The 12,001-nt window shown below is 59.5% G+C and carries 8 protein-coding genes and 2 tRNA genes; 3 read left to right on the forward strand and 7 right to left on the reverse strand.

The genetic code is table 11. From position 1 onward, the window contains the following. The first annotated feature begins 72 nt into the window (after positions 1-72). Both ED655_RS13850 and ED655_RS13855 read left to right on the forward strand, forming a co-directional pair. Positions 73-149, forward strand: a tRNA-Met gene (locus ED655_RS13850). A 291-nt stretch (positions 150-440) separates the two neighbouring features. Further along, on the forward strand, positions 441-1,232 hold the full coding sequence (locus ED655_RS13855; RefSeq protein ID WP_122050675.1) for an alpha/beta hydrolase: 792 nt from the start codon (positions 441-443) through the stop codon (positions 1,230-1,232). Between the two features lie 41 nt (positions 1,233-1,273). On the opposite strand, the gene putA is transcribed toward ED655_RS13855, so the two are convergent. Beyond that, positions 1,274-4,840, reverse strand: a complete 3,567-nt coding sequence (putA, locus tag ED655_RS13860) for a bifunctional proline dehydrogenase/L-glutamate gamma-semialdehyde dehydrogenase PutA (RefSeq protein ID WP_122050676.1) — start codon at positions 4,838-4,840, stop codon at positions 1,274-1,276. A 137-nt stretch (positions 4,841-4,977) separates the two neighbouring features. On the opposite strand from putA, the gene ED655_RS13865 reads away from it, so the two are divergent. Beyond that, entirely contained in the window at positions 4,978-5,436 is a 459-nt protein-coding gene (locus ED655_RS13865) for an Lrp/AsnC ligand binding domain-containing protein (RefSeq protein WP_475647877.1), read from the forward strand. A gap of 11 nt (positions 5,437-5,447) precedes the next feature. Here the strand turns inward: ED655_RS13865 and ED655_RS13870 are convergent, their stop codons facing one another. The 6 genes from ED655_RS13870 to ssb form a co-directional block, all read right to left on the reverse strand. Next, positions 5,448-6,836, reverse strand: coding sequence for a hypothetical protein (locus tag ED655_RS13870; RefSeq protein WP_162993538.1), 1,389 nt, complete (start codon positions 6,834-6,836; stop codon positions 5,448-5,450). 468 nt (positions 6,837-7,304) lie between these two features. After that, positions 7,305-7,380, reverse strand: a tRNA-Lys gene (locus ED655_RS13875). A gap of 99 nt (positions 7,381-7,479) precedes the next feature. Beyond that, positions 7,480-7,953, reverse strand: coding sequence for a peptidylprolyl isomerase (locus ED655_RS13880; RefSeq protein WP_062165407.1), 474 nt, complete (start codon positions 7,951-7,953; stop codon positions 7,480-7,482). A 45-nt stretch (positions 7,954-7,998) separates the two neighbouring features. Further along, a complete protein-coding gene (coaD, locus tag ED655_RS13885) occupies positions 7,999-8,526 on the reverse strand; it encodes a pantetheine-phosphate adenylyltransferase (RefSeq protein ID WP_122050678.1) in 528 nt (175 codons plus the stop codon). After that, positions 8,510-11,314, reverse strand: coding sequence for a DNA gyrase subunit A (gene gyrA / locus ED655_RS13890; protein WP_240993687.1), 2,805 nt, complete (start codon positions 11,312-11,314; stop codon positions 8,510-8,512). Before gyrA ends, coaD begins: the two co-directional genes overlap by 17 nt. A 119-nt stretch (positions 11,315-11,433) precedes the next feature. Beyond that, positions 11,434-11,979 (reverse strand): single-stranded DNA-binding protein, encoded by a 546-nt coding sequence (ssb, locus tag ED655_RS13895; RefSeq protein ID WP_122050680.1) that lies wholly within the window; start codon positions 11,977-11,979, stop codon positions 11,434-11,436. Positions 11,980-12,001 lie beyond the last annotated feature (22 nt).

The raw sequence follows: 12,001 nt of genomic DNA on the forward strand, positions 1-12,001 counted from the left end.
GCATCTCAAGATGCGGAAAAGTCGGTCGCCGCCAGGTCCCCTGATCCACCCCACAAAACACACCACCACCCCCGCGGGGTGGAGCAGCCCGGTAGCTCGTCAGGCTCATAACCTGAAGGCCGCAGGTTCAAATCCTGCCCCCGCAACCAAATACCCTACAGACATAATCCAGGGACAGCGCAGATCTCTCACAGAGAATACGCGTCTATACGCGCGCGTGTGCTCGCGCTGAGTGCAGCCCAGATAACCGCGGCAAATATGCGCGGGTGCCACGTCAGGGAACGTCCTCCGCCCCATAACAGGCCGGAAGCCCAACCACAGCGCAACCCAGGCACAGGATAATCAAATCCTCGGCAAGGATGACACATGGTCTTGTTTCCGCGAAATATCTCATGACAAAGTATTAAACCCGGGTGGGGCCATAGAGAGGGCTCACGTTCATGCAGCGTCGAGATGTTCTTGCAGTCATTCCGTTTGTGACAGGGTTGAGTATGGTTTCAGATGCCGCCGCGGCCGAACCCAAAGTGCCGATCGTTCTGGTGCATGGTCTGCATTGTGGTGGCTGGATCTGGCGTTATGTAGCGCCTTTTCTGCAGCGCGCGGGTCATCAGGTCATCACACCTACTCTGACCGGCACAGGCGATCGGGCGCATCTTCTCTCACGCGAGATTACACTTGAGACGCATATCGAGGATGTACTGAGTGTCGTCGATATGCTCGATCTGCCGCGTTTCGCGCTCGTGGGGCACTCTTATGGCGGAATGGTAGTCAGCTGCGTGGCTGACCGGATGAGGGATTGTATCGCGAAGCTCATCTATCTGGATGCACTGATCGCGCAACCAGGACTCTCGGCCTTTGATATTCTACCGAAGGGAATGGCCACGATACGGCGCGAGCGCGCCCGTGTCGGTGGGGCAGATGTGGCCTTTCCAGTGCCCCCTGAAAATGCTGTGTTTCTGCCTGATGCTGATCGAAAAGCATGGTTCATGCGGCATCTGCGCCCTCATCCCGTCGGCACTTATGAGACGCCAGCACGCCTTGAGCGGCCAGCCGGAGCGGGGCTGTCTGTTACCTATATTGCCTACGAAAATCCGGCTTTAGGCTCGATTGAGCCCAGCCGCGCCTTTGCGAGAGCTCAGCCGGGTTGGCACTATCACAGCGAAGCCGTGCCGCATGATGCCGAAATCGTTTTTCCAGAGAAGGTTGCCTCTCTGATCACGGGCGCACTCTGAACCGTCGCAGGGACTGGTTTATCCCTGCGACGGACTCATTGTCAGACCTGCGCCATGAGCGCAGCGTTGCCACCTGCGGCGGTGGTGTTGGTGCTGCAGGCATATTCGAGCACGAGCCATTCGAGAGGATAGCTGCCTGATGCGTCAGGCCCATGAAGGGAGACGATCTGGCCTTCGCGGGAGGCGAGATTCTGGAGCAGGTCCGTTGTGAACGATGAATTGCCATTGCCCAGCGCGACATCGATGAGCGTATTGTCTTGCATGGGGCACACTACGGCTTCCAGACCGGGAGGACGTTCTGGCAGCGCGCGCAGTAGCGTCGCAGGAATGGCGCAGCGATTGCCCGCAGCCAGTGCCGCCAGAATCTGAGTACATAAATCTGCCGTTGTAGGGCCTGCACAAAGCACTGTGCCTCGGGGGGCGAGGGAGTATGTGTTGGTTTCACCCACGGGGCCACTGAGTGAAAGGGATGTGCCGAGAGGGGTGTTGTCGCAGGCAGGGAGTGTTATCGTGGGAAGCGTCGTGGCGACCCAGTCAGCGAAGAGCCTGGCTTCGGCGGGAAGGTTGTGCAGGAAGGCCGGCGATTGTGCCGGACGCTCTGCGAGCAGTCGACGCAGATAGAGAGGGCCACCTGCTTTGGGGCCTGTGCCTGAGAGGCCGTGACCACCGAATGGCTGCACACCCACGACGGCCCCGACCAGATTGCGGTTGATATAGATATTCCCCGCATGGCTCTCGGTTTTCAGGGTTTCTATCGTATCATCGATACGCGAATGAACACCGAAGGTCAGAGCGTATCCCGTGCTATTGATGGCGGCCATGACGTCGGGCAGAGCTTCGCGCCGATAGCGCAGGACATGCAGGACGGGGCCAAAGACCTCCCTCTCCAGATCGGAGACCGCGCCGATCTCGATAAGGGTGGGGGGGACAAAGGTGCCGCTCTGGGCTTCGGGGGTAACGGTCGTCTGGTAGACGTCATGTCCTTTTGCCCGGAACGCGTCGATATGCGCCGAGATCATGGCGTGAGCCTCTGCGCTGATCACCGGTCCGATATCGGTCTCCGGCTTTTCTGGCGTACCAGTCCGCAGCTCCCGCATGGCACCCTTGAGCATGGTCAGCAGGCGGTCTGCACTTTCTTCCTGAACGCAGAGCAGACGCAGGGCGCTGCATCGCTGGCCAGCGCTGTCAAAAGCCGAGGCCAGTACATCGGTCACGACCTGTTCTGTCAGGGCTGAGCTGTCGACGATAAGCGCGTTCTGTCCGCCAGTCTCGGCGATGAAGGGAATGGATGCCCCATCCGGGTTGAGTCGATGTGCGAGCTGCTTCTGGATCAGGCGGGCGACATCGGTGGAGCCGGTAAAGAGCACGGCGCGTATTCCCGGAGCGGCGACGAGTTGTGCGCCTGCGCGACCATCGCCCGGGATGAGCTGGATGACATCCTGCGGTATGCCGGATGCATGCATCAGACGGACAGCTTCCTGTGCGATGAGGGGGGTCTCTTCGGCAGGTTTGGCCAGCACGGTATTGCCGACAGCCAGAGCGGCGGCAACCTGCCCGATAAAAATGGCCAGCGGAAAATTCCATGGGCTGATGCAGGCCACGGGCCCCAAGGGCTGGGCAGCAGAGCCCAGATGGCGTGTCTGGGTAGCGTAATAACGCAGGAAATCGACGGCTTCGCGTATCTCGGCTACAGCATTGGCCAAGGTCTTGCCGGCCTCCCGTATGATGAGAGCCATGAGGCGCGGTGTTTCGGCTTCCAGCGCCTCGGCTGTTTTTTCCAGAAGGGCTGCGCGCTGCGCGGGACCTGTGTCGCGCCAGTTGGGGAGGGCGCTTGCCGCGCGTGTCAGGGCCTCGTCAATGGCTTGCGGGGAGAGAAAGGCAATATGGCCGACGATCTCCGTGGTGCTGGCAGGGTTGATGATGGCTTCGCCTTCGGAAGCGACCGGAGCCGGTGTGGCCGCGAAGACTGCGGCAAGGTCGCGCAACGTGTTCTCGTCAGACAGGTCGAGACCGCGGGAATTCTGCCGCTCAGTGCCATACAGGGCGGGAGGTCGGGCGACGGTGAAGCGGGAGGTTTCCTGTTCTGCCAGGGTAACAGGGCTTGTGATCAGCGCCTCGACAGGAATCGCCGGATCCTGGATGCGGTTGATGAAGGAAGAGTTGGCCCCGTTTTCGAGGAGGCGCCGGACAAGATAGGCCAGGAGTGTCTCATGCGTGCCAACCGGCGCGTAGATGCGTACCGGGCGATCGAGCTTCTGAGGGCCGACGACTTCATTATACAGCCCTTCGCCCATGCCATGCAGGCACTGGAACTCGTATTTCTCGATCGAGAATTCCGGCCCGGCATAGGCGTGTATGCTGGCGAGGGTCTGAGCGTTGTGCGTGGCAAATTGCGGGAAGATGGCATCGGGTGCATCCAGCAGTTTTCTGGCACAGGCGAGGTAAGCAATATCGGTATGGATCTTGCGCGTGTAGACCGGGAAATCGCTTTGCCCATCGGTCTGGGCACGCTTGATCTCGCTGTCCCAGTACGCACCCTTGACCAGTCGGACCATGAGCCGGTGGCCGCTGCGGCGGGCAAGGTCGATCACCCAGTCCAGCACGAAGGGCGCGCGCTTCTGGTAAGCCTGAACGACGAAGCCGATGCCTTTCCAGTCTTTCAGGGCTTCATCCGCACAGAGGGCTTCGAGCAGATCGAGCGAGAGTTCGAGGCGATCAGCCTCCTCGGCGTCGATATTGAAGCCGATGTCATAAGCGCAGGCGAGATGGGCCAGTTTTGTGACGCTTGGCAGAAGCTCCGCCATGACGCGATCGCGCTGGAGGCGGGTATAGCGTGGGTGCAGGGCGGACAGTTTGATGGAGATGCCAGGGCCACGATAGACGCCCAGACCATTGGAAGCGTTGCCGATTGCATGAATGGCGGTTTCATAGTCGCGGTAATATCGCGCGGCATCCTCTGCCGTCATCGCGGCTTCGCCGAGCATGTCGTAGGAGTAGCGGTAGCCTTTTTCCTCCAGCTTGCGTCCGTTTCTGAGGGCCTCGGTGATGGTCTGTCCGGTGACGAACTGCTCACCCATCAGGCGCATGGCCATATCGACACCGCGACGGATGACAGGCTCGCCGCAGCGCTTGAGCAGGTTGTCGAGTGTCTGTGGCAGGCGTCTGGCTTGTGTGGTTGAAAGAAAACCACCCGAGACGATCAGCCCCCAGGTGGCGGCGTTGACGAAAAGAGGCGTTCCCTTGCGGATATGGCCCTGCCAGTGGCCCTTGGCGATCTTGTCGCGAATCAAGGCGTCGCGTGTTGCGGTATCGGGGATGCGCAGCAGGGCTTCGGCGAGGCACATCAGGGCGACGCCTTCCTGCGAGGACAGGTCATATTCCCTGATGAGACCCTGCACGAGCCCGGGTGTGCCATTGCGGCGAAGCGCCTCGACCAGTTTGCGGGCCGTGGCGCGCGAAGCAGCTTCCTGTGCAGGTGTAAGTGTTGCCTCAATGGACAATGCAGCCACGCGTTCGGGCTCTGAGGCACGCGTATGGTCGGTGATTGCCTGGCGCAAGGCGGAACGCTCGGGAGTGATCGTGCGGAAGGCGGCAAAGGGTGCGTTCATCACAGGCCATATCGTTGCTGGTTGTTTATGATCCCTTATGGTGATTTGCTCCAAATGAGTTATGGAAGAATGGAGATCGGGCCGTATATTATTCTTCTTTAGAGAATTTAACCGAATATCGTTCGGATGGGGTGGTAGTGGCACTGGATGAGATTGATCGCAGGATTCTGAGAATCCTCCAGAAGGACGGCCGGATGACCAATGTGGAGCTCGCCAGGCTAGTGAATCTCAGCCCTGCTGCGACGCTTGAGCGCGTCCGCAAGCTCGAACATTCCGGGGTGATCAGGAATTACATGGCGCGTCTGGACCCCGAGACCGTCAATCTTGGATTGCTGGTCTTTGTGCAGGTGACGCTGGATCGTACGAGTGCCGATATTTTCGATTCATTCGCGAAAGCCGTGCGGGCCATACCGCAAGTGAGTGAATGTTACATGGTGGCGGGTGGATTCGATTATCTGGTGAAGGCGCGGGTGCGGGACATGAATGCGTATCGTGCCTTTCTAGGCAAAACGCTTACACGTCTGCCGGGAGTGCGACAGACGCATACTTATACCGTGATGGAAGAAGTGAAAGCGGATCTGGAATTGCCGGTCTGATCTCTGGGTTGTCAGTCGAGGCAGGCAACGCCTTCATGCAGATCGAATGAGAGTCTGGCGCCTTCCAGAGCAGACATGGTGAGAACAGGCGGCTGGGTCGTATCCCCCCTGCGGTAGCGTATGCTGGCATTGACGATATGGCCGTCAATATGAAGCCTGGCACGGTGCAGAACGGCATTCTCACTGATCATGCCTTTCCCTGTCTCGAAATCCTGCTGGATCGGGCTGCCCTTGAGTCCGGGTAGATTGTTTACAGGAATAACGAGGGGCTCGGGTGTATTGTCACCCGTGGCAATGATCGCTTTCCGGCTCTGGCCGTTATAGGAAACAGGGAGAAGGAGGGCAGCCTGCAAGCCTGAGATATCCGATTGCAAGGCCACCGGGCGTTTGCATGAGAAAGGGGCGTCGGGACCAAAACTCATATCATGATCTGTCATGGTGATATGGTTCAGAACGCCCAATGACTGCAGGCCGATAACGACATGGCTGCTTTTCGTGACCATCATGAGCTGGTTATTGAAGGTCGTGTGTCCCAGTGTCAGGCTCGGGACAAGCACCAGCAGAGCTTTTGGCGTGGCGATTGTGTCATCATGCAAGGATGAGACGGTACCGATGACCTGCCAGTGGTGGGTCTGAAAGAGGGGCTCAGGGACGGACCCGAGCAGGGAAGCCGTGTTGATGACGGCATTTGACGGCGTCCCATCCAGAGTCACCCTGACGCCAGCTGTTGCTGTCGGAACACCGTTCACGAGCGTTTGAAACGGGTTGAAGGCCAGTGTGTCGTGTCGAGGGCCGTGCACTGTCAGCCGAGGGAGTTCTTCCCCACGGGTGGAGAGCATGACCTGATCAAGATCGTTGAAGACCAGATCTGGTTTATTGAAATAGGCCTTGAGGGGCGTACGAAAGAAATGATCAAGATAGGCCTTGCCCTGTGCCCAGGCCGTTGAGCGGTCTTCAAGCAGGAGATTGCCTGCAAACATTGTGAAAAGCATGAAATTGAAAGGGTTGATGCTCTGAGCCGGATTACCCCAGGGTTCGGCATGGCGCAGGGCATCATTGATGATCCGATTGGACAAGGACAGATTGCCCTGGGTTCGGGCAATCGCAGCGTCACACAGGGCATTACGCATGACGTTGAAACCGGGCTCTGGCGCCGCGCTTGCATCGAGCGCGCTTCGGATCTGCCTGAGACGGTCTGTATCCCCTGCCTCGAGGGCCTCGAGGATACCTCGTGTATCACTTACGGCGAGTGTCGTTCGGCCAAGCCTGTCCCTGCTCAGACTGTCGGGCTCGAAGAGATGGACAGGGCCTGCGATACCAAGTTCCTGTGCCTTCAAAGGCGTCGTACTGGCGCCGAAGGTTATGATACTGCACAGAGCGAACCGCAGAGCAAAACGCATGGTCAAAATCTCTTCGCGTGAAAAGTCATTCACAATGGATAAAGAGTATTCAGAATGAATGAAAGAAAGATACAATCATCAAAGGTGGCAGAATTATATGGTTACGAACAGATATATGGCTCTGGTGATTGGCCGACTCGTTGATGATAGAATTCCATGAATTGTTAAGCCAGCACAGCGGCGGTCTTATGAAATCTGCGTCTGAAAGATGCCAAGACCTGACCTGTGTTGAAAGATGAGCGGCTGCGCTCATGTCCATAAGCGACTGGCTTCTCCTTATGGAATGGTGCGTTTTGCGGCCGGGAGACGGTACTTGGCCACGCCGCCAAGAGCTTTGTTCAGTGCAGGAAGTCGTATGGGAGCCCGCTATTTCCTGGGAAACAGGACGACGAGACGCGCTCCGACGATACTGATGCAGGCATGACACGACATGCATGACAGCAGGATTTCGGGATCATTTATAGGGAGTGGTGAACCGGGTGGGACTCGAACCCACGACCATTCGATTAAAAGTCGAATGCTCTACCGGCTGAGCTACCGGTTCACATGAGGCGTCTGGCTACAATATGAGCCAGAGGCCGTCAACCGACTGAATCGGGCTCAGTCGGTTTTCATGCGGCTTTTACAGCCGTCACGTCCTCGATCAGGCTTCAGGACGCATGGAGATGATGGCATCGGGGTCCTTGACCATACCCGAGGCGCCAGCGCCGCGCTTGACCTGATCGATATGCTCCATGCCCGACACGACCTGACCGGCGATGGTGTACTGGCCATCAAGCGAGGGGGTGGGCTGGAACATGATGAAGAACTGGCTGTTGGCCGAGTTCGGGTTCATGGTGCGGGCCATGCCCAGCGTGCCGCGCTCGAACTTGGCTTCACGCGTGAATTCGGCCTTGAGGTCAGGCAGGTCGCTGCCGCCCGAACCGGTGCCGGTCGGATCGCCACCCTGAGCCATAAAGCCTTCGATGACGCGATGGAACTTCACGCCGTCATAAAAGCCCTGCTCGGAGAGGGTGCGCAGGCGCTCGGCAGCCAGGGGAGCGAGGTCGGGGCGGAGTTCGATCACGACATCGCCGGTCTTGAGCTTCATGACGAGGCGGTTATTGGTCTCGGACATTGACGTCTATCCTTGTGTTTGCGGAGCCTTGAAAGGCCACGCGGCCTATGTCGGCTTCTCTGTCGCATTGGGCAAGAGATGCCGGGCAATATTCTCTGGCACATAGGGGTGTATATCGCCCCCATAGGCCAGAAGCTCGCGCACGAGGCTGGAGGCGATCAGACGATGCTCTTCACGTGCGGTGAGAAAGACGGTTTCAAGTTCAGGGGCCAGATTCCGGTTGATGGCCGCCATGGGCATTTCGCTGGTCAGATCGGATTCGGAGCGGAGGCCGCGAATGATGAAGCGCGCCTTTTGAGCACGGGCGGCATCGACCATGAGGGTGCTGAAGGCAACCACGCTGACCTGCGTGATGCCCTCAAGGGCAAAGGTCTCGGTGATGCAGGCGCAGCGTTGGTCAATCGAAAGACGTGGCGCCTTGCCGGGGTTGAGTGCCACGCCGATGACGAGGTGATCGACGAGATTCAGGGCACGGTGGGCGATATCGAGATGGCCCAGGGTGAACGGGTCGAACGTGCCGGGATAAAACCCGACACGTTGACCGTTCGATGGGGCGTCAGTTTGCACTGTCATCCGGTGTTGTCTCGCCAGAGGAAGTGGCCTCGGATGAGGGAGCCTCTGAGGAGGTTGTGTCCGGCGCGCCGGAGGCGGCGGCATCCGATTCCTCAAGTGAGGTTTCGGCGTCATCGGCATCCGTGCCCTCGGATTCCGCAACCGGGAAGATGCTGGTGACGCGCTCTTCTGCACCGACGCGGAACAGGGTAACGCCGCTGGCCTGGCGGGCCATGACACGCACCTGAGAGACCGGCACCCGGATGAGACGTCCGACATCGGTCACCATCATGACGTCGGTGCCATCCAGCGTAGGCAGGGTCGCAACAACCTCGCGACCGCGTTTGGGGTTGGTGAGTGTCATATTGGCGATACCCTGACCACCACGGCCGCTGACACGATATTCGTAGGCGGAAGAGCGACGACCGAAGCCGGCATCGGTGACAGTGAGCAGGATTTCTTCCTGAGCGGCGAGCTCGTCAAAGCGCTCCTGCGTCAGATCACCGGCATCGATGGCTTCGTCGGCATCGTCAGAGGCGATTTCCTCGATCTCTTCCTCGTTGCCGGCTGCATTGGCCGCGGCTTCAGCGCGGCGCTTGGCATTGGCCGCACGCAGATAGGCGGAGCGTTCCTCGACGCTGGCGTCGACATGGTTGAGGATGCAAAGCGAGTTGACCTCGTCGCCGGTGGCGAGGCGAATGCCGCGTACGCCTGAGCTGTCACGACCAGCAAAAACACGCAGCGTGTCGTCGGTGATCTGGAAGCGGATCGAACGGGCCTTGCGTGTGGCAAGGAACACATCCTGACCCTCGCGGCAGGTGGCGACACCCACCAGGCTGTCGCCCTCATCGAGCTTCATGGCAATCAGGCCGGAGGCGCGGATGTTCTTGAAATCGCTCAGGCGATTGCGTCGGACATTACCGCTGGCTGTTGCAAAGACGAGGTGCAGATCTTCCCACTGCTCCTCTTCCTGCGGCAAAGCGAGGATGGCCGTGATCGAATCTGTGCCGAGGTCGGGCAGGAGATTGACCAGGGCGCGACCCTTGGCGGTAGGGGAGGCCTCTGGCAGGCGCCAGACCTTTTCGCGATAGGCCTTGCCGCCCGATGAGAAGAACATGACCCATTGATGGGTGTGAGCGTTGAAGCTGTTGACGATGACATCGTCACCGCGACGCCCCGCGGCCGTACGGCCACGGCCGCCACGGTTCTGGGCGCGGAAGATTTCGAGCGGTGTGCGTTTGATGAAGCCGTCACGCGTGATGGTGACGACCATCTGACCGGGTTCGATCAGGCTTTCATCCGACTGGTCGCCCAGCGCATCCGAAATTTCGGTCATGCGCGGTGTGGCGATTTCGGCGCGGGCCAGAAGCAGCTCGTGACGCATGACTTCCATGCGACGGACATGGCTGCCGATGATTTCGAGCAGTTCGTTGATCTTGGTGGCGACCTCGCTCAGCTCGCCCTGGATCTTGTCACGCTCCAGACCAGTCAGGCGTTGCAGACGCAGTTCGAGAATACCGCGGGCCTGCACTTCAGTCAGATGGACCTTGCCATCGACGATGATATTGCCTTCGTCATGGATCAGCTCGATGAGCGGCTGCACGTCGGCGGCGTTCCAGGCGCGGGCCATCAGGGATTCGCGTGCGGTGGCGGCATCGGGGGCGCTGCGGATGAGAGCGATCACCTCATCGATATTGGCAACCGCGATGACGAGGCCGACGAGCAGATGGCCGCGATCACGCACCTTGTTCAGGTCAAAGCGCGACCGGCGCAGGATGACGTCTTCACGGAAGCGGATGAAGGCTTCCAGAACGTCCTTTAGCCCCATTGTGCGGGGCTTGCCGTCATCGAGGGCAAGGCAGTTGACGCTGAATGAGGTCTGAAGCTGGGTGAAGCGATAGAGCTGGTTCAGCACGACTTCGGGCGTTGCGTCGCGCTTGAGCTCGATCACGATGCGCATGCCGGAGCGATCGCTCTCGTCGCGGATGTCGGAGATACCCTCGATTTCCTTGGCGCGGACGAGATCGGCGATCTTTTCCTGCAGCGTTGCCTTGTTCACCTGATAGGGAATTTCGGTGACGATGATCGCCTGACGATCCTTGCGGATATCTTCGATTTCGGCGCGGGCGCGCATGGGAACGGAGCCACGGCCCGTCTCGAAGGCCTGACGGATGCCACGACGGCCCATGATAATGCCGCCCGTCGGAAAATCCGGGCCGGGGATGATCTTCATCAGATCATCGAGGGTGGCTTCGGGGTTTTCGATCAGGGCAAGCGTCGCGTCGATGACTTCGCCGGGGTTGTGCGTCGGAATGTTGGTCGCCATACCGACGGCGATGCCGGAGGCACCGTTGACCAGAAGATTGGGGAAGGCGGCAGGCAGAACCTTGGGTTCGCTTTCGCTTTCATCGTAGTTCGGCTGGAAATCGACCGTGTCGCGGTCGATATCGTCGAGCAGGAAGGACGCCGATTTGGCCAGGCGCGCTTCGGTGTAACGCATGGCAGCCGGGCTGTCGCCATCGACCGAGCCGAAATTGCCCTGACCGTCGATGAGACGGACGCGCATCGACCAGGACTGGGCCATGCGCACCATGGCGTCATAGATCGAGCTGTCGCCATGGGGGTGGTATTTACCCATGACATCACCGACCGCACGGGCCGATTTGCGATAGGGCTTGTCGGAGGTGAAGCCGCTCTCACGCATGGCGTAAAGGATGCGGCGATGGACCGGCTTGAGGCCGTCACGGACATCCGGCAACGCGCGCGAGACAATGACCGACATGGCATAGGCGAGGTAGGAGGAGCGCATTTCCTCCTCGATGGTCACCGGGATCTGGTCAAAGGGTGCGGCTGGCGGCGTCAGGTCGGTCAAGGCAGGTCCGTCTTGTTGATGTGTCGATCAGGGAAGAAGGCGTGAAAAGTGGCCGATCAGAACGGGATCTCGTCGTCCAGATCGCCGCCCGGTGCGTCCCAGCCACCGCCATTATTGCCACTCTGATTGCGCGAGGGAGACTGGCTCATGCCATTGCCACCGCTGCGAGCCGGGGCATTGCCGCCGCCATAGGAACGTGACGGGCCGCTTTCATAGCCGCCCCCCATGCCGCCACTGGACTCACCATCGCGGTTATTGTCGAGCAGGGTGAGTTCACCACGGAACCGGTCAAGCACGATTTCGGTCGTATAGCGCTCCTGTCCGCCCTGGTCGGTCCATTTACGTGTCTGGAGCTGGCCTTCCACATAGACCTTGCGGCCCTTGCGCAGAAAACGCTCGGCGACATCGGCCAGGCGCTCGTTGAAGATCACGACGCGGTGCCATTCGGTGCGCTCCTTGCGCTCGCCTGAGGCGCGGTCATTCCAGCTTTCAGAGGTGGCAACGGTCAGGTTGACGATCTTGGCACCGGACTGGGCATTGCGTGTTTCCGGGTCGCGGCCCAGATTTCCCACCAGAATGACTTTGTTTACACTTCCTGCCATGGCGACCGACCCTAAATACTGA

This window comes from Asaia bogorensis, from assembly GCF_900465345.1.
GTDB classification, from domain to species: Bacteria; Pseudomonadota; Alphaproteobacteria; order Acetobacterales; family Acetobacteraceae; genus Asaia; species Asaia bogorensis_A.